The 23165-nt window shown below is 63.0% G+C and carries 25 protein-coding genes; 11 read left to right on the top strand and 14 right to left on the bottom strand.

The genetic code is table 11. The features are described 5' to 3' along the window. Nucleotides 1–362: 362 nt before the first annotated feature. Nucleotides 363–1058: a helix-turn-helix transcriptional regulator gene (locus tag NKK51_RS22800; RefSeq protein ID WP_352554662.1), complete on the bottom strand. Its 696-nt coding sequence runs from the start codon at nucleotides 1056–1058 to the stop codon at nucleotides 363–365. Between the two features lie 129 nt (nucleotides 1059–1187). Between NKK51_RS22800 and NKK51_RS22795 the strand changes: the two genes are divergently transcribed. Further along, on the top strand, nucleotides 1188–1823 hold the full coding sequence (locus NKK51_RS22795; protein WP_352554661.1) for a LysE family translocator: 636 nt from the start codon (nucleotides 1188–1190) through the stop codon (nucleotides 1821–1823). 263 nt (nucleotides 1824–2086) lie between these two features. Here the strand turns inward: NKK51_RS22795 and NKK51_RS22790 are convergent, their stop codons facing one another. From NKK51_RS22790 to NKK51_RS22760, 7 genes are all read right to left on the bottom strand, one after another. Further along, a complete protein-coding gene (locus tag NKK51_RS22790) occupies nucleotides 2087–3178 on the bottom strand; it encodes a 3-deoxy-7-phosphoheptulonate synthase (RefSeq protein WP_352554660.1) in 1092 nt (363 codons plus the stop codon). A gap of 520 nt (nucleotides 3179–3698) precedes the next feature. Continuing rightward, complete coding sequence (locus tag NKK51_RS22785; RefSeq protein WP_352554659.1) at nucleotides 3699–4493, bottom strand: SDR family oxidoreductase; 795 nt, start codon at nucleotides 4491–4493, stop codon at nucleotides 3699–3701. Between the two features lie 33 nt (nucleotides 4494–4526). Continuing rightward, entirely contained in the window at nucleotides 4527–5522 is a 996-nt protein-coding gene (iolG, locus tag NKK51_RS22780) for an inositol 2-dehydrogenase (RefSeq protein ID WP_352554658.1), read from the bottom strand. A 112-nt stretch (nucleotides 5523–5634) separates the two neighbouring features. After that, complete coding sequence (locus tag NKK51_RS22775) at nucleotides 5635–6402, bottom strand: ATP-binding cassette domain-containing protein (RefSeq protein ID WP_023810655.1); 768 nt, start codon at nucleotides 6400–6402, stop codon at nucleotides 5635–5637. A gap of 2 nt (nucleotides 6403–6404) precedes the next feature. Continuing rightward, nucleotides 6405–7481 carry an ABC transporter permease gene (locus NKK51_RS22770; RefSeq protein WP_023810654.1) on the bottom strand — a complete coding sequence of 359 codons (1077 nt, stop codon included), beginning with the start codon at nucleotides 7479–7481 and terminating at the stop codon, nucleotides 6405–6407. A 114-nt stretch (nucleotides 7482–7595) separates the two neighbouring features. Next, entirely contained in the window at nucleotides 7596–8537 is a 942-nt protein-coding gene (locus NKK51_RS22765; protein WP_024502009.1) for a sugar ABC transporter substrate-binding protein, read from the bottom strand. A 302-nt stretch (nucleotides 8538–8839) separates the two neighbouring features. Further along, entirely contained in the window at nucleotides 8840–9871 is a 1032-nt protein-coding gene (locus tag NKK51_RS22760) for a LacI family DNA-binding transcriptional regulator (RefSeq protein WP_023810652.1), read from the bottom strand. 170 nt (nucleotides 9872–10041) lie between these two features. Between NKK51_RS22760 and NKK51_RS22755 the strand changes: the two genes are divergently transcribed. The 3 genes from NKK51_RS22755 to NKK51_RS22745 all read left to right on the top strand — a co-directional run bounded on the left by NKK51_RS22755 (nucleotide 10042) and on the right by NKK51_RS22745 (nucleotide 12778). Continuing rightward, nucleotides 10042–11133, top strand: coding sequence for a fatty acid desaturase family protein (locus tag NKK51_RS22755; protein WP_352554657.1), 1092 nt, complete (start codon nucleotides 10042–10044; stop codon nucleotides 11131–11133). Nucleotides 11134–11228: 95 nt separating this feature from the next. Beyond that, complete coding sequence (locus NKK51_RS22750) at nucleotides 11229–11543, top strand: Rieske (2Fe-2S) protein (protein WP_027161041.1); 315 nt, start codon at nucleotides 11229–11231, stop codon at nucleotides 11541–11543. Next, nucleotides 11540–12778: an NAD(P)/FAD-dependent oxidoreductase gene (locus NKK51_RS22745; protein WP_352554656.1), complete on the top strand. Its 1239-nt coding sequence runs from the start codon at nucleotides 11540–11542 to the stop codon at nucleotides 12776–12778. The genes NKK51_RS22750 and NKK51_RS22745 overlap by 4 nt, the downstream gene beginning before the upstream one ends. A gap of 285 nt (nucleotides 12779–13063) precedes the next feature. Here NKK51_RS22745 and NKK51_RS22740 read toward each other — a convergent pair whose 3' ends face one another. The 6 genes from NKK51_RS22740 to hslV all read right to left on the bottom strand — a co-directional run bounded on the left by NKK51_RS22740 (nucleotide 13064) and on the right by hslV (nucleotide 18515). Next, nucleotides 13064–14023, bottom strand: a complete 960-nt coding sequence (locus NKK51_RS22740) for a DUF1402 family protein (RefSeq protein WP_352554655.1) — start codon at nucleotides 14021–14023, stop codon at nucleotides 13064–13066. Nucleotides 14024–14252: 229 nt separating this feature from the next. Beyond that, nucleotides 14253–15566: an ATP-dependent protease ATPase subunit HslU gene (hslU, locus tag NKK51_RS22735; protein ID WP_023810648.1), complete on the bottom strand. Its 1314-nt coding sequence runs from the start codon at nucleotides 15564–15566 to the stop codon at nucleotides 14253–14255. A gap of 4 nt (nucleotides 15567–15570) precedes the next feature. Further along, nucleotides 15571–16170 carry a DUF2585 domain-containing protein gene (locus NKK51_RS22730; protein WP_023810647.1) on the bottom strand — a complete coding sequence of 200 codons (600 nt, stop codon included), beginning with the start codon at nucleotides 16168–16170 and terminating at the stop codon, nucleotides 15571–15573. 52 nt (nucleotides 16171–16222) lie between these two features. Continuing rightward, nucleotides 16223–17383: a hypothetical protein gene (locus NKK51_RS22725; RefSeq protein WP_352554654.1), complete on the bottom strand. Its 1161-nt coding sequence runs from the start codon at nucleotides 17381–17383 to the stop codon at nucleotides 16223–16225. Continuing rightward, nucleotides 17380–17892 carry a GNAT family N-acetyltransferase gene (locus NKK51_RS22720; RefSeq protein WP_023810645.1) on the bottom strand — a complete coding sequence of 171 codons (513 nt, stop codon included), beginning with the start codon at nucleotides 17890–17892 and terminating at the stop codon, nucleotides 17380–17382. The genes NKK51_RS22725 and NKK51_RS22720 overlap by 4 nt, the downstream gene beginning before the upstream one ends. A 71-nt stretch (nucleotides 17893–17963) precedes the next feature. Further along, a complete protein-coding gene (hslV, locus tag NKK51_RS22715) occupies nucleotides 17964–18515 on the bottom strand; it encodes an ATP-dependent protease subunit HslV (protein ID WP_023810644.1) in 552 nt (183 codons plus the stop codon). A gap of 241 nt (nucleotides 18516–18756) precedes the next feature. Here hslV and hisB point away from each other — a divergent pair, with 241 nt between their 5' ends. From hisB to hisF, 7 genes are read left to right on the top strand one after another with little or no spacing between them, the layout of a single operon-like run. Continuing rightward, nucleotides 18757–19356: an imidazoleglycerol-phosphate dehydratase HisB gene (gene hisB / locus NKK51_RS22710; RefSeq protein ID WP_127289532.1), complete on the top strand. Its 600-nt coding sequence runs from the start codon at nucleotides 18757–18759 to the stop codon at nucleotides 19354–19356. Between the two features lie 4 nt (nucleotides 19357–19360). Beyond that, a complete protein-coding gene (locus tag NKK51_RS22705) occupies nucleotides 19361–19837 on the top strand; it encodes a DUF2628 domain-containing protein (RefSeq protein WP_352554653.1) in 477 nt (158 codons plus the stop codon). A 1-nt stretch (nucleotide 19838) separates the two neighbouring features. Further along, a complete protein-coding gene (hisH, locus tag NKK51_RS22700; protein WP_352554652.1) occupies nucleotides 19839–20489 on the top strand; it encodes an imidazole glycerol phosphate synthase subunit HisH in 651 nt (216 codons plus the stop codon). A gap of 6 nt (nucleotides 20490–20495) precedes the next feature. After that, nucleotides 20496–20786, top strand: coding sequence for a DUF1330 domain-containing protein (locus NKK51_RS22695; protein ID WP_352554651.1), 291 nt, complete (start codon nucleotides 20496–20498; stop codon nucleotides 20784–20786). Between the two features lie 4 nt (nucleotides 20787–20790). Further along, entirely contained in the window at nucleotides 20791–21540 is a 750-nt protein-coding gene (hisA, locus tag NKK51_RS22690) for a 1-(5-phosphoribosyl)-5-[(5-phosphoribosylamino)methylideneamino]imidazole-4-carboxamide isomerase (RefSeq protein ID WP_352554650.1), read from the top strand. Further along, nucleotides 21537–22373: an arginase family protein gene (locus tag NKK51_RS22685; RefSeq protein ID WP_127289540.1), complete on the top strand. Its 837-nt coding sequence runs from the start codon at nucleotides 21537–21539 to the stop codon at nucleotides 22371–22373. Before hisA ends, NKK51_RS22685 begins: the two co-directional genes overlap by 4 nt. After that, nucleotides 22370–23164 carry an imidazole glycerol phosphate synthase subunit HisF gene (gene hisF / locus NKK51_RS22680; RefSeq protein WP_352554664.1) on the top strand — a complete coding sequence of 265 codons (795 nt, stop codon included), beginning with the start codon at nucleotides 22370–22372 and terminating at the stop codon, nucleotides 23162–23164. The genes NKK51_RS22685 and hisF overlap by 4 nt, the downstream gene beginning before the upstream one ends. Nucleotide 23165: the final 1 nt, after the last annotated feature.

Genomic DNA, 23165 nt, shown 5'->3' with positions numbered 1-23165 from the left:
CGAGACGGGGAAGGTTACCGACTCTCGGCAGGCAAGATTTCACCATTCATTTGGTGACCCGTCGCAGACATTCGCGATTGGCCGAAGCCGCCCTGTCGCTTCGTCATCCTATGACGGAGCAAGGAGCGAAGCGACGCGGCGCAGACCATAGGATCCATGCCGCGACTCCAACGCGTCACAACGGTGCAGAATTCTGCTCCGCTGCATTCCTCGACAAAGGTCGCGGCATGGATCCCGGGGTCTGCGCCGCGTCGCTTCGCTCCTTGCTTCGCCCCAGGATGACGAAGCAACGGGAGTTTCGACCAATCCCCAAGGCGTGCGACCTGCCAAGGTAAGCACCACGCCAAGTATCTGCGGTCACCTCAGCCGCCGGCGGCCGGAGTCTCCCACCCATTGACCCAGACCTGCCGCAACCGGTCGCCTTCGCCCTTGAAGCGCAACCCCGTTGCCTGGCAATCCTCGATCCGGTCGCTGCGGAAATTGCGGATCGCCTGGCGCAGATCGCACCAGGCGACGATGTTGGCGGTTTCGGCGTAGTAGATGAGCGCGATCGGGCGGATGAGGCGCTCGGAGGCGCGGCCCATTTCGTCTCGATAGGAGAGGTAGAGCTTCTCCTCGTCACGGATGGCGCGTCGCACCAGCGCCAGGTCGATCGCGCCGGTAGAAGGCGCGGCGAAACCCCAGGCATGCAGCGCATTGGCGTCGAATACCTGGCGCAAGGGTGATGGCACCGCGCCGGCGATCTTGGCGCTGACGCGCTTGGCCGCTTGCTTGAGCTCGCTGTCGCCCGTGCGCTCCAACAGCGCCAGCGACAAGACGATCGCCTCCATCTCCTCGATCGAGAACATCAGCGGCGGCAGGTCGAAGCCGGGGCGCAGGATGTAGCCGATGCCGCGTCCGCCCTCGATCGGCACGCGCATCGCCTGCAGCGCTGCGATGTCGCGATAGATCGAGCGCACCGTCACTTCCAGCCGCTCGGCAATCGTCGCCGCCGTCACTGGCTGCCGCGCCAGCCGCACGATCTGGATGATCTCGAACAGGCGTGACGCCTTGCGCATTTTTTCCCCCGGGTTGCGCGCCCAACTGACACACCATTGTCAGTTGGGCTGACCTATAGGAGCGCCTATCGAATTGAAAATCAACAGGTTCCGCTGCGGTTTGGCGGAGCGAGGCGGCAGGCAACTGACATGGGTTATGCGGAAAATCTCTGGCTTTTCTTTATCCTGCTGTTCGGCATCATCGCCGTTCCAGGCATGGACATGCTCTTCGTGCTCGCCAATGCACTGACCGGCGGACGCGACAGGGGTCTCGCCGCGACTGGCGGCATCATGGTCGGCGGCATGGTGCACACGCTGAACGGCGCCATCGGCGTCGGCCTGCTTATGCATTTCATGCCGATCCTGTTCAAGCCGCTTCTGCTTGCCGGCGCCGCCTACATGGCCTTTATCGGCATCACGCTGATGCGCAGTTCCATCACTGTCGGTCAGGAGGGGCCTGCCGGCAGCCGTTCCGCATGGAAGGCCTTTCGCCAGGGTTTTGTGACCTGCCTGATCAACCCGAAGGCATACCTGTTCGTGCTTGCCGTCTATCCGCAGTTCCTGAAACCGGACTACGGTCCGATCTGGATACAGGCGACGATCATGGGACTGCTGACCGTGGCGACGCAGGCTGCGATCTATGGCGGACTGGCGATCACGGCCGGCCGCAGCCGCAATCTTCTGATCGCCAATCCGAGGGCGACGATTTTTGCCGGCCGGGCGGCCGGACTGCTGCTCTTTGCCGTGTCGGTGTTCACGGCATGGGAGGGGTTAAGGGCGGCGTAGGGATTTCTTGCGAAGAGGACCCCCACCCCTAGCCCCTCCCCACAAGGGGGAGGGGGACTCCAGTCGGCGCTGACAACGGCAAACTGCCGACGTTTTTCAGGCGTCAAAGGTTCGAGTAGGAGTGCGCGGCAGCGTTCCCTCCCCCTGTGGGGAGGGTTAGGGTGGGGGTCCTTCTTCGCAAGTATCCATATGCGATTGTCCTGCTCTTGTGGGCAGGGGTTAGGGGTGGGGGTCCGTGCCGGGCAAAGGCCGGCAATAGTGGCTCAAGCGGCTCCCTGCCGGTTGTCGATCATGGCGCGGCGTGCCGAGCGGCGCCGCTCGACGGCGCCGGCAAGGCCGTGCAGCACCGTCTCGGTGGTCGCCCAGTCGATGCAGCCATCGGTGATGCTCTGGCCATAGACCAGCGGCTTGCCCGGCACCACGTCCTGCCGGCCGGCGACGAGATTGCTCTCGATCATCAGGCCGATGATGCGCTCGTCGCCTGCCGCGACCTGGCCGGCGACATCGGCCGCGACCTTGGGCTGGTTCTCGGGCTTCTTGGCCGAATTGGCGTGGCTGACATCGATCATCAGCCTGGGCGCAACGCCGATATGAGCGAGTTCCACAGCGGCGGCTTCGACGCTCGCCGCATCATAGTTGGGCTGAACGCCGCCGCGCAGGATGACGTGGCAGTCCTCATTGCCCGTGGTCGTGGCGATGCCGCTGCGCCCGCCCTTGGTCACCGCCATGAAATGATGCGGCTGGGCGGCGGATTTCACCGCCTCGGCGGCTATGCGAAGATTGCCGTCGGTGCCGTTCTTGAAGCCGACCGGGCAGGAGAGGCCCGAGGCGAGTTCGCGGTGGATCTGGCTCTCGGTTGTGCGCGCGCCGATCGCGCCCCAGGCAACCAGGTCGGCAATGTATTGCGGCGTGGTCATGTCGAGGAATTCGGTCGCCGCCGGCAGGCCGAGATTGTTGACGGCCGACAGCACATTGCGCGCCATTCGCAGCCCCTTGTCGATGTTGAAGCTGCCGTCGAGGTCGGGATCGTTGATCAGGCCTTTCCAGCCGACCGTCGTGCGCGGTTTCTCGAAATAGACCCGCATCACGATCTCCAGCCGGTCCGACAGACTCTCGCGCAGCGCTGCCAGGCGACTGGCATAATCGACGGCCGCGACCGGATCGTGGATCGAACACGGGCCGACAATGACGAGCAGCCGGTCGTCGGTGCCGTTCAAGATGGCATGGGTTGCGTTGCGCGATGCGCTGACGGTGCGCGTCGCGGTCAAAGTGCGCGGGATCTCCCGCATCACCTCGTCCGGCGTACTCAGTTCTCGGATTTCCTTGACCCGGAGGTCGTCTGTGGTGGTCAACACGGCTTTCTGCTCCTGTCGAGAGCATGATGCCGAAAAGTGTGAAGCGGTTTTCGGACGACATCATGCTCCTCTTTGATTTAGAGGGAACCTGCCGGCTGAAAACAAAAAAGCCGCCAGGTATGGCGGCTGTTCGGATCTTGTTGCTGCAATCTTTAGATCGAGCGCAATCCTCCCGCCGCCAGCGAGCTCCTAAAGTACCAATATGTGGCGGTCAGGTTGATCATGAGGCTCATATAGTCGATGCGGAGGCGTTTGTCACGTGGGTGATGCGGAGACAATTCGGGATGGCCGAAGCACCCAAACTTCGTCATCCCTGGGCGGAGCAGGAGCGAAGCTCCGTCGCGGAGACCCTGGGATCCATGCCGTGACCTCAGCCGTGGAGTGCATCGGAGCAGAATTTCGCACCGCAGCAACGCTCAGAAGTCGCGGCATGGATCCTCGGGTCTGCGCCGCGTCGCTACGCTCCTTGCTCCGCCCGTGGATGACGAAATTATGGGCGTTCCCGCTAGACTCGCCGATCCTATTCCGGCGAAGCCCCCGCAATGCTCTGGTCATAGTCGACCAGCGATCCGGTCATGACGCCCGACTGCGGGCTGACCATGTAGCTGATCAACCGTGCTAGCTGGTCCGGCTTCACCAACTGGCCCATCGGCTGCGCCGCTTCGGCCTTTGCCAGCCAGTCGTCCGGCGCATCGTGCCATTTCTTCTGCACGATGTCCTCGCCCTCTGTGTCCATCCAGCCGGGCAGCACCGCGTTGCAGCGGATGCGGTTGTGGCGATAGGCATTGGCGACGTTCTTGGTCAGCGTCATCAGCGCCCCCTTGCTGGTCGAATAGGGCGTCAGGAACGACTGGCCGGTATGCGCCGACATCGACAGCACGTTGACGATCGAGCCTGGTGCCTTCTTTTCCAGGAGATGCCCCACCACGCCTTGCATCAGGAAAAACGGCCCGCGCACATTGGTGTCGAAGATGGTGTCGAACAGCTCTTCGCTGGTTTCGACCAGCGAACCGCGCGCCGATGTCGCGGCGGCGTTGACCAGCGCGTTGATGGCGCCGAAATGCGAGATCGCGCTGGCAACGGCGCGCTTGCAGTCGGCCACTTTAGAGACGTCGGCGCTGATGAAGATCGCGTCGACGCCCGCTTTCTTGAAATGGGCGACTGCCTTGTCGCCCTTTTCCTGCGAGCGGCCGATGAGCGCCAGCGCCCGGCAGCCCTCGTCGGCCAGCGCCTCGGCGACGGCAAAGCCGATGCCCTGTGCGCCACCGGTGACGATGGCGCGTGTCTGTGAATTGCGATCGGCTGATGCGCTCATCGCTCTGCTCCTGTGGTTTCTTTCCAAGGGTTCTTACTTGTCGAGACGGACGGTCTTGCCGGTCGTTGCTGATTTCAGCGCCGCATCGGCCAGCTTCAGCGCCACCAGCCCATCCGCGCCGCTCGGCGACGCTTTCTTGCCCGAGGTCGCGGCTGTGATGAACGCGGCGATCTCAATGGCGTAGGCGTCGAGGTAGCGGGTCATGAAGAAGTCGTGCAGCGGCGGGCGCGTATAGCCCTTCTCGTTGGCCAGTTCGATCGACACCGGCCGCTGGTTCTCGGCCGCGATCATACCCTTCGAACCATGCACCTCGATGCGCTGGTCGTAGCCATAGGTGGCGCGGCGCGAGTTGGAGATGACGGCCTGCTTGCCGGAAGCGGTTTCCAGGATGACGCTGACGCTATCGAAATCGCCGGCAGCACCGATCTTCTTGTCGACCAGCACCGAGGCATGGGCGCTGACCGCCACGACCTCTTCGCCGAGCAGGAAGCGCGCCATGTCGAAATCATGGATGGTCATGTCGCGAAAAATGCCGCCCGAGCGCTTGATGTAGTCGATCGGCGGCGCGCCGGGATCGCGCGAGGTGATGGTGACCATCTCGACGGTGCCGATGGCGCCGTCGTCGATCGCCTTGCGCACGGCGGCGAAATGCGGATCGAAGCGCCTGTTGAAGCCGACCATCAGCGTCGCCTTGGTCTTCTCGACCACGGCCAGGCACTTCTCGACGCGCTTGACATTGAGGTCGATCGGCTTCTCGCAGAAGATCGCTTTGCCGGCCTTGGCGAAGCGCTCGATCAGATCGGCATGGGTGTCGGTCGGCGTGCAGATGACGACGGCGTCGATATCCCCGGCTTTTTCGATGGCGTCGATGCTGCGCACCTCGGCGCCATAGGCGCTCGCCAGCTCTTTGGCGGCCTTCTCGAACGCGTCGGCAACGGCAACCAGTTTGGCCTGCGGGTTGGAGCCGACGGCGCGGGCGTGGACCTTGCCGATGCGGCCGGCACCGAGGAGAGCGAAGCGAACGGTCATGATATTTCCTCTGGGGGGATGGGTTAGAGAGAGTTGTGTCCACACCTTCCTTTTGGGGGAAGGTGGCAAGGCTATTTTTCGAGCGCGCCAGAAAACAGGATGACCATCCTGTTTAGGCCGCGAGTTCCGCCTCCCCGGTCTTGGCGCCGGTGATGTAGGAGACGATGTCGTTTCCGTCGGTGTTCTCCTTGCGCAGATTGGCGACGATGCGGCCGCGCCGGAACACGACGATGCGGTCGCAGAGATCGAACACCTGGCGCATATTGTGGCTGATCAGGATCAGCGGCTCGCCATTGTCCTTGAGCGTGCGGACGATGTTTTCGACCTGCGCGGTCTCCTGTACGCCAAGGGCAGCCGTTGGCTCGTCCATGATGATCAGCTTGGAGGCGAAGGTCGCGGTCCGGGCGATCGCCACGCACTGGCGCTGGCCGCCCGACATGTGGCGGATGGTGTTGGACAGATTGGGGATCTTCACCGCCGTGCGGACGAGCGCCGCCTCGGTCGCCTTGCGCATGTATTTGCGGTCGAGGATCGAGAACGGGCCGAGATTGAACAGCACCTTCTCGCGGCCGAGGAACAGGTTCGACGGCACGTCGAGATCGTCGGCCAGCGCCAGGTTCTGGAACACGGTCTCGATGCCGGCCGTGCGAGCCTCGATCGGCCCGGCAAAATTCACTTCCTTGCCGTCGAACCAGATCTGGCCGCTGGTGCGCTGCTCGACGCCGGTGATCTGGCGCACGAAGGTCGACTTGCCGGCGCCGTTGTCGCCCATGATGGCGACATGCTCGCCCTTGCGCAGCTCGAAATTCGCGCCTTCCAGCGCATGCACGCCGCCATAGCGCTTGGTCAGGTTTTCAGTCTTCAGGACGATGTCTGACATGGTCATGCCCTCATTGCCCGCAGGCGTTGGCGCCACTGGTCGAGAACCACCGCACCGACGATGATCACACCCTTGACCATCTCCTGGTAGTAGGCGTCGAGGCGCAGGAAGGTGAAGCCGGAGATGATGACGCCGAAGATCAGCGAGCCGATCACCGTGCCGATGATCGAGCCGCGCCCGCCCGACAGGGAGACGCCGCCGATGACCGCCATGGCGATGGCGTCGAGCTCGTACATCACGCCCATGCCGGACTGCGCGGTCAGGTTCTTGGAGCTCAGCACCACGGCGGCGAGCGCTGCGAGAATGCCGGCGATGACGTAGACCAGGATCTTGTGGTTGGCGATCTTGATGCCGGACATGCGCGCGGCATCTTCGTTGGAGCCGATCGCGTAACAGTGCTTGCCGTACCTGGTGTAGGTCATGATCAGCTGGAACAGGATGGCCAGCGACAGGAAGATGACGACGGGCATCAGGCCTTTGCCGATGCCGGCGAAACTCTCGGTGGGAAACGAGATCGGCTGGCCCTTGGACCACCATTTCGCGATGCCGCGCGCGGTCACCATCATGCCGAGCGTGGCGATGAACGGCGGAATGCGCGTGTAGGCGATCAGCGCGCCATTGACCAGCCCGGCGAACAGGCCGCAGGCGATCGCCACCAGCAGCGGCACGATGACAGGCAGGTCCGTCCAGCCTTGCGCCAGGAACATCGCCTTGGGATTGGGGTTGCCGTTGACCGTCGCCACCTGGGCGAAGCTCATGGCGATCATGGCGGTCGCGCCGACGATCGAGCCCGAGGACAGGTCGATGCCGCCGGTGATGATCACTTGCGTCACGCCGATGGCGATGATGCCGACGATCGACACCTGCAGGATGATGATCTGCAGGCGCGCTTCGTTGAAGATGCCGCCGACATCACTGCGTGTGTTGAACAGGAAGCTGTCGCCGAGAAAGACGCGGCCGATCAGTTCGAAGATGACGACGAGAATGACCAATGCCAGGAAAACATTGAACTCGGCCGGCCATGTGCGCTTCCTCGCATCATAGCCGACGCCGCCGACGCCATGAGATGTCTGTGCCACGTATCCTGTCCTCCATCAGCCGCGGTCGCCCTCGCGCCGTGCCGGCGCCGAGGGAGAGAGGGGAGCGGCGCTGTCGCGATCGAGAGCGCCGCTCCGTATCGAACCGTTGGCGGCTCAGTTCTTCTTCAGGAACTTGTCGATGTTGGCCGGCGTCACCAGCTGGAAGGGCACGTAGACCTTGTGCTCGACCTTCTCGCCCTTCGAGAGCTTGAGCGCCGCATCGAGAGCGCCGGCGCCCTGACCGGCCGCGTCCTGGAACACGGTTACGTCGAGGTCGCCCGCCTGCATGGCCGCCAGCGCGTCCTGGGTGGCATCGACGCCGCCGACGACAACCGCCTTCATGTCGATGTTGCCGGCCTTCATCGCCTGGATGGCGCCGATGGCGCTTTCGTCATTGTTGGCGATGACGCCGTCGAACGGCTTGCCGGTCGACAGCCAGTTGGTCATCAGGTTCTGCGCCTCGTCGCGGTTCCAGTTCGACGTCTGCTTGTCGATGATCTTGATGAAGCTGCAATCCGGCGTCGCGATCACATCGTCGATGTCCTTGGTGCGCTGCACGGCGGCCTGGTTGGAAAGCTCGCCCATGATCACATAGACATTGGCTTCCTTCTTGCCGGCTTCCTTGAACAGGCGGCAGACTTCCTTGGTCTCGAGCGTGCCGGAATCGGCTTCGTTCGAGGCGACGAAGGCCTGGTTGTCGGGCAGCGTGTCGACATTGACGGGCTCGCGGTTGACATAGACCAGCGGGATCTTGGCGGCCGCCGCGGCATCCGACATCGCCTGCGTGGCCGAAGTGTCGACCGGGTTGACGATGATGGCATCGACGCCCGAGGCGGCGAAGTTCTTGATCTGGTCGAGCTGCTTGGCAACGTCGTTCTGCGCGTCCTCGACCTGCAGCTCCACGCCGCTCATGCCCTTGGCCTGCTCGATCATGCCGTTGCGCAGCACGGTCAGGAAGTTGTCGTCGAACTTGGCCATCGACACGCCAACCTTGGCGGCCAAGGCGGATGAGCTCATCAGCGCCGCAAAGGCGACGCCCAAAATCAATTTCTTCATTGTGTTTCTCCTCCACATATTGGTGTCCGGTTTCACCGATTTATCCGGAATCCCCGATCTCCCCGGGGAATCTCTCCCTGATATCTTTTCTACTCCGGATGACGCTTGCCTCCTGGCTGGAACGTCAAGCCCTCTGTTTGAAACAGATGTTCCGGAACGAAAGAACCAAAATACACAGATGATGAAATATTTATTCCATTTCACATCGGGGCGTCAAGGGCGATTCCGCGGCCTGCGGGCCGATTTACGCATCGCTCTGATGGATTCTATCATTTGCCTCGGCGGCCTTGCGCGGCGGCGGGCTAGATGTTTTCCGGCAGGTAGATGTCAAAGGGCAGGAAGGTCTGGCCCGGAGCGTTGGCGGCGCCGGTTTCGATGGCATGCGCCATCAGGTCGACAAGCTCACGGCACAAAGCGGCGAGCGGGGTCGAGATCACCATGGTGAGGATGTTGTCGGCGAGTGCCGCGCGCGATTCGGCGTTGATCTCGTTGCAGACGACCACCGGCATGGTCGCGGGTTTCGCTGCCCGCAGTGCCGAGACCGCGCCTTCCATGCCGCCGCCGGCGACGTAGCAGCCGGCAAGATCCGGATAACGCGCCAGAAGATCGATCATCGCGTCATGGGTCACCTGGTTGGCTTCCAGATTGACCAGCGTTTCAAGCACGCTGAACTCCGGCGCATGCTCGCGGAAGAAGGAGCGAAAGCCGATCTCACGCAGCTCATGGCCGTGGAAGCGGTGGCTGCCGACGAAGAGGGCGACCTTGCCGGGCCGCTTGGCTGCTTTGGAGATCATCCATGCGGCGGTGCGCCCGACCTTGCGGTTGTCGAGGCCGATATAGCCCTCCCGGATGCCGGCGGCAAAGTCGGACAGCACCGAAAAGACCGGCTGCCCTCTCGCCTTCAAGGTTTCCACGACCGCTGTCAGGGTCGGATGGTCCGGACCGACAACGGCGATGGCCCTCGATTTCGCCGCCAGCCTGCGCATCTGGGAGGCGATCTCGTCGGGAGCCAGGGAACTGGCGAAATCGATGGTCGCAACGCCGCGGAAGCGTTGCGATTGCGAGATGGCCAGTTCAAGTTCCCGCGCGAAGTCGCCGTAGAAGGCATCATTGCCCCGCAGCAGCAGGAAGCCCAGCCGGTACTCCGGCAATTCCTGGCGCATGCGCTGCTTGATCAGGCCGGCGGCGTGGTAGCCGATATCGGTAGCGGTCTCGTAGACGCGGCGCGCTGTCTCTTCGCGCACCGGCAGCCGGTTGTTCAGCACGCGGTCGACGGTGGCGACACTGACGCCCGAGATGCGCGCCAGATCTGATATTGTCGGCCGCTTCACCATGCTTGCCTCGTCGGGTTTGCTTGAGCCTTCGTACATCATCCTGATGGGAAATGATAGAAACTATCTTTGTGATGTTGAGTCTATCATCAGTCGGCGTTACTTTGACGCTCGAAGCCAAAGGGTTTCATGGCATTCGCTCTGGCGGATGCCTTTGCCGAGGGAGGCAAATCATGTCCACTGCGCCGTCCCGGCGTGACTACAGCCTGATCGGCCGCGACGCCAAGCTCGCCGTCGAGACCGGCCTGTCGGCCGCCGAGTGGTATCACACCGACGTGTCCCGCAAGCAGATGAAGGAGCTGATGCAGCGCTCCGACGGGCCGGCGATCCGCGATACGGCGATCTGGTTCGCCGCGCTGATCGTCAGCGGCGCCGGCGGCGCCTGGTTCTGGGGCAGTTGGTGGTGCGTGCCGTTCTTCTTCGTCTATGGCGTCCTCTACGGCTCCTCGACGGATTCACGCTGGCACGAATGCGGCCACGGCACCGCCTTCCGCACGCAGTGGATGAACGATGCGGTCTATCAGATCGCCTGCTTCATGATCATGCGCAATCCGGTGACCTGGCGCTGGAGCCACACGCGCCACCACACCGACACCATCATCGTCGGCCGCGACCCGGAAATCTCGGTCATGCGGCCGCCGGACCTGGTTCGCGCCGTCCTGGGCTTCGTTGGCGTGCTCGACGCCTGGCATGCGATGAGCGATATGCTGCGCAACGCCGCCGGCAACATCAGCGCGGCGGAAAAGACCTTCATTCCCGAACAGGAGCAGTCGAAGGCGATCCGCATTGCCCGCATCTGGACAGCGATCTATGCCGCCACCATCGCGCTGGCGTTCTACACCGGTTCGTTCCTGCCGCTGATGCTGGTCGGCCTGCCCAGGCTCTATGGCGCCTGGCATCACGTCATGGTCGGCCTGCTTCAACATGGCGGCCTGGCCGACAATGTCACCGATCATCGGCTCAACAGCCGCACCGTCTACATGAACCCGATCAGCCGCTTCATCTATTGGAACATGAACTACCATGTCGAGCATCACATGTTCCCGATGGTGCCGTACCATGCGCTGCCGAGGCTGCACGAACTGATCAAGCACGATCTGCCGGAACCGACACCGTCGATCTTGGCCGGCTATCGCGAGATGATACCGGTCTTCCTGCGCCAGCTGCGCAATGAGGACTATTTCCTCAAGCGCAAGCTGCCGCCGACCGCACGGCCATATCGCGAAGAATTCCACAACGACACTGTCGCCGCCGCGGCGGAATGATCGTGCTTCCATCCGATCTGGAATATTTATTTAACGCAATTCCGGGCGGAAAACCGCTGCGCACTTTTCCTGGATTGCTTTTAGGGAGGACTTGAATGAGCGACTGGGTCGAGGCCTGCGCCACCGGCGACATAGACGAGGAGGATGTGATGCGCTTCGACCATGGCGGCCGCACCTTCGCCATCTATCGCAGCCCCGACGACGAGTTCTTCGCCACCGACGGCCTCTGCACGCATGAAAAGGTGCACCTGGCCGACGGGCTGGTGATGGATGACATCATCGAATGCCCCAAGCACAATGGCCGCTTCAACTACAAGACGGGTGACGCCCGCGGCGCCCCGGTCTGCGTCAATCTCAAGACCTATCCGGTCAAGGTCGATGCCGGCAAAGTCCTGATCCAGATCGGATGACTGACATGGCGGGGGGGATGCTCATCATCGGCGCCGGCGAATGCGGCGGGCGGGCGGCATTGGCGCTGCGCGACCTCGATTATCGGGGGCCGGTGACGCTGGTCGGCGACGAGCCGCATCTGCCCTACGAGCGCCCGCCTCTGTCCAAGGAGGCGATGGCCAGCGATGCGCCCGAGATCAAGGCGATCGCCAGCGACGCCATTCTGGCCGAGAAATCGATCCGGCATATCCATTCCGTCCAGGCCGTGGCGATCGATCGCGCGGCGCATGCGGTGCGCCTGTCGGACGGATCGGTCCTGCCCTACGACAAGCTCCTGCTGGCAACCGGTTCGACGCCGCGCAAGCTGCCGATGCCGGGGTTGGGTCCGCGCTGCGTCTATCTCCGCACCTTTGCCGACGCGCTCGCCATTCGCACACATCTGACCCCCGGCAACCGTATCGCCATCATCGGCGGCGGCTTCATCGGCCTCGAACTCGCGGCCGCGGCACGCAAGCTAGGCGCTGCGGTCATCGTTATCGAGGCACAGCCGCGCATCCTGATGCGCGGCGTGCCGGCGGAGATCGCCGAAATCATCCATGACGCGCATGTCGCCGAGGGCGTTGATATTCTGTGCGGCCACGGCATCGCTTCCATCACCGACGACGGCAACAAGGTGCGCATAGCGCTTGCCGGCGGCCGGGAAATCGTCGCCGACCTCGCGATCATAGGCATCGGCGCCGTGCCGGTGACCGGGCTTGCGGCCGAAGCGGGGCTGACGATCGACAATGGCATTGCAGTCGATGCCGAGCTGCGCAGCAGCGATCCCGACATCTTTGCCGCCGGCGATTGCTGCTCGTTTCCGCTCGCCGTCTATGGCGGCCGCCGCGTGCGGCTGGAAGCCTGGCGCAACGCCCAGGAACAGGGCGCGCTGGCGGCCAGGAACATGCTCGGTGCCGGCGAGGCGCATGCGGCGGTGCCGTGGTTCTGGTCGGATCAATATGGTCTGTCCCTGCAGATCGCCGGGCTGTCCGACGAAGGCAGCAGCACCGTGCGCCGCGACCTCGGCGACGGCGCTTTCATCCTCTTCCATCTGGCCCAAGACGGCAGGCTGGTGGCGGCCAGCGGCATCGGCCCCGGCAACGCGGTCGCCCGCGACATCAGGCTGGCTGAAATGCTGATCGGCAAGCGCGCGAAGCCGGCGCCGGAAGCACTGGGATCGCAGGACGTCAAGCTGAAGTCGCTGCTGGCGGCTTGAGCCTGCTCTGCCCCTTGTGGGAAGGGTAATCGCATATGGAATTCCTGAGATGTCTGCCCGGCACCGACCCCCACCCCTAACCCCTCCCCACAAGGGGGAGGGAGACTTCCGTCGGCGCCGACCTAGGCTAGTCGCCTGACTTTTCGGCGCCAAAGAAGAATAAAAGGCACGCGACAGCGTTCCCTCCCCCTTGTGGGGAGGGTTAGGGTGGGGGTCCTTCTTCGCAAGAGTCCATATGCGATACCCTCCCCACAAGCGGGAGGTAGAGGCCTGAGCTCAAACCCGCTAAAACAGCGCCTTCAGCTCCGCCAATTTGTCATTCACCAGCCAGCCATAGTAATTCTCTTCCGGCAGCTTTTCCGGCTCGCCGGCGGCGCGGCGCCTGTCGTTCTCCGCCTTCAGCGCGTCGGCGCGCTGCTCCGGATTGCCGACATTGTAGAGCGTGGCGGTCAGCCCGGGATTGCCCGAAATGTCGAAGCCGGCAATGCTTTTGTAGGCATCGATCGATTTCCTGATCGTCGCGGCGACGTAAGGCAGCGTCAGGTCGGGATCCATGATGGTCTTGTAGACCGAATTGGGATCGCCGACGTCGAGCCTGGGCAGGCCCGAAACCTTGTGCACCAGATCGCTCATCTGCAGGGCGGTCAGCGGATTGAGCTGACCCAGGCCGAAGGTCTGGCCGGCATAATAGGGCTGGAAGAAGGTGGCGCCGAAACGGTCGTCGGGAAAGTTCGTCCCGCCGACCGACTTGCCGCGAAACGAACGGTTCCACACCTGTTCGCGGCATTCCCACAGATCGTAGCTGTCGGACATTGCGGCGCATTTCTTGAATTCCGGCCGCTGCACGAAATCGGTGATGTCCTCGCCGTCATAGGCGAAGGACAGCTTGCTGGAGAGATAGGAGATCGCCTTGACGTAGTAGGTCTGCAGCCGGTCATAGGCATCGACATTGTAGGTGTGCTCGCCGACGATGGCGCCGACGATGTGCAAGGGATCGATGCCGTAGGTGGCGGCTGCCTTCTTGATCTTGCCGCGCAGATCAGCGTCGTTCTGCAGCAGGGCGTAGACCTTGCGGTACTTCGCCTGGAAGCTGGTGTTGGTCGCTTGCGTGCGCCGGCTGGAGGCGCCGGGAATGTCGGGCTGCACGGCATTGCGATTTCCCGGCGCCACCAATGTCGCTGCCTCGGCGGCGAACAGCGTCGCCGCCAGCGTCAAGCCGAGAATGACCAGGATAAGTTTTTTCATGCACCGCCGCCCAAGCAATTCCAGGAAAAGTGTGAAACGGTTTTCCGGAATTGCGTCAAACCAAGATCGAGAATTGCCGCGCAAACTAGGTAAAGCTCTTGGTCGAGTCGAGAGCGCCCCTTCACCCGGCACTACGAAAGCTGGCCAGATGATACCATCTGGCCACACATGATTTTGCTGGCCGGAAAATGTTGCCTGGACCGGCGCCGGAACGTTCCGGCGCCGTCGTTCAAAGGATGAACCGCGACAGGTCGGTATTCCTGGACAGGTCGCCGACATGCTTTTCCACATAGGCGGCGTCGATGGTGACGCTGGTTCCGTTGCGGTCGGGCGCGTCGTAGGAGATTTCGTCCAGCACCCGTTCCATCACTGTCTGCAGTCGTCTTGCGCCGATGTTCTCGACGCTGGCGTTGAGGTCGACGGCAATGCCGGCCAGCGAATCGATCGCGTCGTCGGTGAAGGTCAGGTCGACGCCCTCGGTCTTCATCAGAGCGATATACTGCTTGATCAGGCTGGCCTCTGTCTCTGTCAGGATACGGACGAAATCGTCCTTCTCCAGCGCCCGCAGCTCGACCCGGATCGGCAGGCGGCCCTGCAATTCCGGCAACAGGTCTGACGGCTTGGACACGTGGAACGCACCCGAGGCGATGAACAGGATGTGGTCGGTCTTCAGAGGTCCGTATTTGGTCGCCACCGTGGTGCCTTCGATCAGCGGCAGCAGGTCGCGCTGCACGCCTTCGCGGGAAACGCCGGCGCCCATGCCGCCTTCACGCGACGCGATCTTGTCGATCTCGTCGAGGAAGACGATGCCGTCATTCTCCGTCGCATCGAGCGCCCGGCGCACCACCTCGTCCTGGTCGAGCAGCTTGTCGGACTCGTCGTTGACCAGCAGGTCGTAGGATTCCTTCACCGTCGTCTTGCGCATCTTGGTCTTCTTGCCGCCCATCGCCTTCGACAGCATGTCGTTGATGTTCAGCACGCCGATATTGGCGCCCGGCATACCGGGGATTTCGAAGCCGGGCATGCCGCCAGCGCCGGTGTCGGCGACCTCGACCTCGATCTCCTTGTCATCGAGTTCGCCGTCGCGCAGCTTCTTGCGGAACGAGTCGCGGGTGGCCGGGCTCGCCGTCTTGCCGACCAATGCTTCCAGTACGCGTTCCTCGGCGTTGACGTGGGCGCGCGCCTTGACGTCCTCGCGCATCTTCTCGCGCACCAGGCCGATGGCGATCTCGACCAGATCACGGATGATCTGTTCGACATCGCGGCCGACATAGCCGACCTCGGTGAACTTGGTCGCCTCGACCTTGACGAAAGGCGCACCGGCGAGCCGCGCCAGGCGGCGCGAGATTTCCGTCTTGCCGACGCCGGTCGGCCCGATCATCAGGATGTTCTTCGGCATCACCTCTTCGCGCATCTGGCCTTCCAGCTGCTGGCGGCGCCAGCGGTTGCGCAAGGCGATAGCCACGGCGCGCTTGGCGTCCTTCTGGCCGATGATGAAACGGTCAAGTTCCGAAACGATTTCGCGGGGAGAAAATGTGCTCATATCACTAGATTCCACTTTGCCACTGCTTGATGGCCTCGAACGGATGCAGCAGCATGATCACGTTGAGTGTCAGATTGTCCCGGATGAGATAGCCGGTACCGAGTTCGAAGATGATGGCAAGGCTGACGATCACCCATATAGGTAGCCTTCGCGCCATCACAAATCCCAGCACCATGGCCAGTGTGTCGGACACCGAATTGATGATGCTGTCGCCGTAATAGTCGAGCGAGATGGTGCCGGCGCGGTAGCGCTCGATGATGAACGGGCTGTTTTCGAGCAGCTCCCAGCCGCCTTCGATGAAGACGGCGAACGCCAGCCTCAGTCCGATCGGCGAACGCGGGAACAGGAATTTGGCCAGCGCATAGAACAGGAAGCCGTGGATGATGTGCGAGAACGTATACCAGTCCGAAATGTGCTGGGAATTCTCCGAACTGTTCACCACGCCGTGCCAGAGTTTCACATAGCCGCAGGTGCAGATCGGCGCTCGCCCCATGCCGTAGAGCGCCCCAGCCTGGAAGATGACCAGGGCAAGCACCAGCAGAAGCCCCATCCGCCAGCTGTCTTCATAGGCCGAATAGCTGCTCTCCGTGGCCGGTGTCGTCATCGGTTCATTCCCCCTCGTTTCGCGTCGCCGTGTCGATCATCACAAAGCCTTGTCACGCCTTCAGCGGCGGTAGCCGGCGGATCACGGCAGCCGGCAAGGTGGGTTTGACCACAATCCGCCGGATACGCTGCCAGCCAGCCCCGAACAGAATAATCAGCGCGCCAACAACGACCAGGATCAAGGCAAAAGGCGGGATACCCGTCGAATCGGAGGCGGAATTCACCAGATAGTAGATGCCCAGCGAGCCGAAGTAAGCCAATGTCGGAACCAGAAGCGAACGGCGGTCGATGGCAAGCGCGACATAGAGGAAGCCAAGGATCAGAATCGTCAGCATGATGGTTGCATTGGCATCCGGCGCGATATGTCCGAATACGACGTTCTGGCCGGTTGCCATGACAAACAGCGGATGCACCAGCATGGGCGCCGAGACGACATGCAGCCAGAAAGCGCAATCAGACCAGATCTTGCGTCGATCCCTGTCGTAAATGTCAAAAGCTACACCCGTTGCGAACACGATCAGGCCGCAGATCAGCGGCATGTAAAGTGCCGCGCGGAGCAATTCGGGAACATCCTCAATACGCGGCGGCGCAATCGCACCCGCTGTCACGCTGTCATACAGGATTATCGCCGTTTGCAGGAAGGCAAGCAGTGTAAAGGCGATGGCGATAGCCCCGGCAATGATGGGGACGCGAAAACGCCAGAAATAGATCGCCGCCGCGATTATTCCTCCGCCCAGGAACAGATATCCGGCCTGGGACGCCTTCTGGCGCAACGCCAATAGCTGCCAGATAGTCTCCGGCTTGCGTATGCCGAAGCTGGACTCCACCTGTAGCGCCAGAGCGGCCAGAATGGCGGCCATGAAAATCAGGGCAAGCACGGACGACGATAATTTCATCCGGTGCTGACGCGTGACAATTTCGGCAAGCCCCCAGGCGAAAACCGCGAGGATGCCGGCGATCCAGAATGTCTGGCCTGGAAGCAAGGTGGTGAGGACAAAGAAGAAGCCGGCGCTGAGCAGAACGGTTCCAACGGTGACGAACAGATCGTTGCCGCCGCCGACCAGCCGCAGGTTTTCCTCGTCACCCTCGTCATCGGCGCGCCTGACCTCGGGGGCGAGAGCGACCGCGCGTTCCATGGCCTCCAACTGATCGCGCAGGGTCTGCGAGATCAAACCTTTCGCGACTGCCTTGTCGAGTGTTTCGGCGCTGATCAATTGGGCTCCTGCGTCGCGTCGCGCGCCATCATCAAGGCAGGCCCGTACTCCGATGTTCTGGTGTCAAAGGCAACAAAGCCAGCCTTTTCATAGGCGCGGATGGCCCTGACATTGGCGGGATCAGGATCGATGATGACGCGCGGCACGCCTTCGTCGAAAAGCTGTTCGACGAACTGGCGCACGATTGCCGAGCCATGGCCGAGCCCGACCAGCTCCGGCCGGCCGATCGACAGGTCGATGCCGAGCGTGCCGAACGGCTGGTCGGCATAGGGATGGCCGTCCTCCAGATGCGGATCATAGGTCTGCAGATAACCGATCGGCTTGCCGTCGAGTTCGATAATCAGCGGCTCGACGGAAATCGAGTCGATGTGCTCGCGGATCTGCGCGATCTCGATCTCGGGATCGTCCCACCACTCGGCGACATGCGGTTCGGCGAGCCAGCCGGCGATCATCGGCAGGTCTTTCTCGGTCACCGGCCGAAAATCATAGCTATCTTCTTGTTGGACCATGATCTCTGGACGAACGGAACCGTTCGTCCGAGAAAACCGGTTTCCACGTTTCGGGATCATGGTCGGCCCGCTCAGCCGACATCGAGCGTTTCGACGACGAAGCTGTTGTTGGTGTAGACGCAGATGTCGGATGCGATCTGCATCGCCTTGCGGGCGATCTCCTCGGCATCCTTGTCGCTGTCCATCAGCGCGCGTGCCGCCGCCAGCGCGTAATTGCCGCCCGAACCGATGGCCATGACACCAAATTCGGGTTCGAGCACGTCGCCGGTGCCGGTCAGCGCCAGCGACACCGACTTGTCGGCCACCAACATCATCGCTTCCAGCCGGCGCAGATAGCGGTCGGTTCGCCAGTCCTTGGCGAGCTCGACGCAGGCGCGCGTCAGCTGGTCTGGATATTGTTCGAGCTTGGCCTCGAGCCGTTCCAGCAGCGTGAAGGCGTCGGCGGTGGCGCCGGCGAAGCCGGCGATCACATTGCCGCCCTTGCCGATGCGGCGCACCTTTTTGGCGTTGCCCTTCATGATGGTCTGGCCAAGGCTGACCTGGCCGTCGCCGGCGATCACCACCTTGTTGCCCTTGCGCACCGTCACGATGGTCGTGGCGTGCATGGTCAGTTCATTGGACATTTACTGGCTCCGAGCAGCGCCATCCCGATAAGGCGATTGGCGCGGTACGAGTAACTTTGATTGGCCATATGTATGCATGGGGCCGGTGATTGCAAATCGCTCTCTGGCAAGGCCGATACCGCTGTCAGAGGCAACTGGCAATCGCCGGACCATGCTGCTAGAAGGCTTTCGTTTTCAAGCCTGCGAGCGCTTGAAGCCTCTGAGCCGGTCACGATGTGAACCTCTGCGACAAGGATAAGTGATGCCGCCCCGTTCCGCCGAAGCAAGCCGCAAGACCAAGGAAACCGACATCTCCGTGTCGGTCCATGTCGACGGCTCCGGCAAGTCGGATATCGCCACGGGGGTCGGCTTCTTCGACCATATGCTGGACCAGCTCTCGCGCCATTCCCTGATCGACATGACGGTCAGGGCCAAGGGCGACCTGCATATCGACGATCATCACACGGTCGAGGATACCGGCATCGCGCTCGGCCAGGCGCTGGCCAAGGCACTGGGCGAGCGGCGCGGCATCATGCGTTATGCCTCGATCGACCTTGCCATGGACGAGACGCTGACGCGCGCCGCGATCGACGTGTCCGGCCGTCCCTTCCTGGTCTGGAACGTTTCCTTCTCATCGCCGAAGATCGGCACCTTCGACACCGAGCTGGTGCGCGAGTTCTTCCAGGCGCTGGCGCAGAATGCCGGCATCACGCTGCATGTCACCAATCACTACGGCGCCAACAACCACCACATCGCCGAGACCTGCTTCAAGGCGGTGGCGCGCGCGCTGCGCGTTGCTCTCGAACGCGATCCGCGCCAGCCGGATGCGGTTCCCTCCACCAAGGGATCGTTGAAGGGATAAGGCAATGGCCACCTATGTCGTGATGGAACCGCCAGGCCGCAGCGAAAAGGCCGATGCCACGGCCTTTGTCCGCGATGGCTTCACCTGGCTGGGCCTTCTGGTGCCGCCGCTATGGTTCGCCTGGCATCGGCTGTGGATCGAGGCGGCGCTTGCCTTCGTCGTCATGGGCCTGCTTTCGATGCTGGGCCAGAAGCTCGGCCTTGGTCTGGCCGGGTCGTTGCTGTCGTTGCTGGTTTCGCTCTATGTTGGACTGGAAGGGCAAGGCCTGCGCATCGCGACACTTCGCCGGCGCGGCTGGCACGAATGGGGCGCGGTCGAAGCCGGTTGGCTCGACGATGCCGACACACGCTATGCGCTGGAGGCGGAAGCGCTTGCCGATGAGGTTGTGCCGGCGCCGCGCATGGTCCCCGATGCTGCCCTGGCGCGGCCAGCGCAGCCGGGCATGGCGCTGGGGCTGACCCACATTCCGGGAAGAAGCTGACATGCGGGTTGCGATCATCGACTACGGCTCGGGCAATTTGCGCTCGGCCACCAAGGCTTTCGAGCGCGCCGCGCTGGAAGCCGGCATATCGGCCGATATCGACCTGACCGCGGATGCCGAGCGGGTGCGCACGGCCGATCGCATCGTCCTGCCCGGCGTCGGCGCCTATGCCGACTGCGCGGCCGGCCTGCAGGCCGTCGAAGGCATGTGGGAAGCCGTCGAAGAGGTCGCGATCGTCAAGGGCCGGCCGTTCCTGGGCATCTGCGTCGGCATGCAGCTGATGTCGCAGCGCGGCCTCGAAAAGACGATTACCGAGGGCTTCGGCTGGATATCGGGCGACGTGAAGGAGATCATGCCTTCCGATCCGGCGCTGAAGATCCCGCAGATCGGCTGGAACACGATCGAGCTCAAGCGCCAGCATCCGCTGTTTGCCGGCATACCGACTGGCGCAAGCGGGCTGCATGCCTATTTCGTGCATTCCTATCATCTCGATGCGCGCAAGGCGGACGAGGTTCTGGCGGTTGCCGACTATGGCGGCCCGGTGACGGCGGCTGTCGCCCGCGACAATCTCGTCGGCACGCAGTTCCACCCGGAAAAGAGCCAGGCGCTCGGCCTGGCGCTGATCACCAATTTCATGCGCTGGAGGCCCTGAAAACCGATGAGTAAGAAGGGCTACTGGATGGCGATGGTCGAGGTGACCGATCCGGAAAACTATCCGCTATACATTGCCGCCAACAAAGCGGCTTTCGACAAATATGGCGCAAAATTCCTGACCCGCGGCGGTCAGTCGTCGAGCCCGGAAGGGCCGTCGGGCAATCGCCATATCATCATCGAGTTCGAGAGCTACGCGGTCGCACTCGCCTGCTTCCATTCGCCCGAATACCAGGCGGCGCTGAAATTCCGACGCCTCTATTCGACGTCGCATTTCGCCATTGTGGAAGGCGCCTGAACGGATGATCCTTTTCCCGGCGATAGATCTCAAGGACGGCCAGTGCGTGCGCCTCAGGCATGGCGACATGGCCACCGCGACCATCTACAACGACGATCCTGCCGCGCAGGCGCGGGCCTTCGAGCAACAGGGCTTCGAATGGCTGCATGTCGTCGACCTCAACGGCGCCTTCCAGGGCCAGAGCGTCAACAGTGCGGCGGTCGGCGCCATCCTCAAGGCAACGAAGAACCCGGTGCAGCTCGGCGGCGGCATCCGCACGCTGGCGCAGATCGAGGATTGGCTCGATCGCGGGCTGGCCCGCGTCATCCTGGGCACGGTGGCGGTGCGTGACCCGGACCTGGTCAAGCAGGCCTGCAAGGCCTTCCCGGGCAAGGTGGCCGTCGGCATCGACGCCAAGGGCGGCAAGGTCGCCGTCGAGGGCTGGGCCGAGGCGTCGAGCCTTGGCGTCATCGAACTGGCCAGGAAATTCGAGGGCGCCGGCGTCGCCGCCATCATCTATACCGACATCGACCGCGACGGCGTTTTGACCGGCATCAATTGGGACGCCACCATCGACCTCGCTGATGCCGTGTCGATCCCGGTGATCGCTTCCGGCGGCCTCGCCTCGATCACCGACATCGTGCGCATGACCATGCCCGATGCGCAAAAGCTCGAAGGCGCGATCTCCGGGCGCGCGCTCTATGACGGTCGCATCGATCCAACGGAGGCGCTGGCGATCCTGCAGGGCCGGCCAGCGGCGGAGACGCGACCGTGAAAATCTCCATTATCCTCGCGTCCTATGACAGCGGCCACTACCATGGCGGCATGGGCCAGGGCCCGGACGCACTGATATCAGGCGGTCTCGTCGACGCCCTGACCATGGCCGGCCATGACGTTACGGTGGAAGACATCGGCAAGGTCGGAGACATCCAGGAGCGCGAGATCGCCACCGGCTTTGCTGTCTGCAACGCGGTTTCAGCCGAGGTTCGCCTTGCCCGTGACGCCGGTCGGTTTCCCATCGTCCTTGCGGGAAACTGCCTGACCAGCGCCGGCGCGGTCGCCGGCGAGGACGCCGATGCGATCATCTGGGCCGACCAGCATGGCGACCTCAACACGCCCGAGACATCCACATACGGCTTTCTCGACGGCATGGCGCTGGCGACCGTGCTCGGCCTGTGCTGGCGGCCGATGGCGTCGGCCATTCCCGGCTTCAAGCCGGTCGATCCGTCACGCTGCGTGCTCGTCAACGCCCGCGATCTCGATCCGGACGAGAAGCGGCTGCTTGAGACATTGCCGATCGTGCGGACGGAATGCTCCGGGGTGGCGCAGGCGGCCGAAAGACTGAAGATAGCCGGCGCCAGACGCGTGCACATGCATCTCGACATGGACGTGCACGATCCCCGGGAGCTGCAGGCCAACCGCTATATCACTTCGGGCGGCCCGAGCCCGGAACAGCTGCGCGACGCCACTTGCGCCATGGCGCTTGCGGTGCCGGTCGTCGGCATCACCGTCTCCGCCTACGACCCGGCCTTCGACGCCCAAGCCGATGTTCCGCCGCTGGTTGGCCAGTTGCTGAACGATCTCATCGCCACGATAGAGGGCCGCTGATGCTGAAAGTCCGTGTCATCCCCTGTCTCGACGTCAAGAACGGCCGTGTCGTCAAGGGCGTCAACTTCGTCGATCTCGTCGACGCCGGCGATCCGGTCGAGGCGGCCAAGGCCTATGACGCGGCCGGCGCCGACGAACTCTGCTTCCTCGACATCACCGCTTCGTCGGACAATCGCGAAACCATCTTCGACGTCATCGCACGCACCGCCGAACAATGCTTCATGCCGCTGACCGTCGGCGGCGGCGTGCGCCAGGTCGCCGACATCAGGAAGCTGCTCTTGGCCGGCGCCGACAAGGTGTCGATCAACACGGCCGCGGTGAAGAACCCGGATTTTGTCGCTGAGGTCGCCGACAAGTTCGGCAACCAGTGCATCGTCGTCGCCATCGACGCCAAGAAGGTGTCGGGCACCAGTGAGGCCGACCGCTGGGAGATCTTCACCCATGGCGGCCGCGAAAAGACCGGCATCGACGCGGTCGAGTTCGCGCGGAAAATGGTCGATCGCGGCGCCGGCGAGATATTGCTGACCTCGATGGATCGGGACGGCACCAAGGCCGGCTACGACATCGCGCTGACCCGCGCGATATCAGACGCTGTGCGCGCGCCGGTGATCGCTTCCGGCGGCGTCGGCACGCTCGACCACATGGTTGAAGGCATTCGCGACGGCCATGCCGGCGCGGTTCTGGCGGCGTCGATCTTCCATTTCGGCACCTACACGATAGCGCAGGCCAAGGCGCATATGGCTGCCGCGGGGCTGCCGATGCGGCTGGACTCTGTGAATAATCGGCCCTAAA

It is taken from the genome of Mesorhizobium sp. M0011, assembly GCF_040324155.1.
Taxonomy (GTDB): Bacteria; Pseudomonadota; Alphaproteobacteria; order Rhizobiales; family Rhizobiaceae; genus Mesorhizobium.
This window is presented reverse-complemented; position numbering and strand designations above follow the sequence as displayed.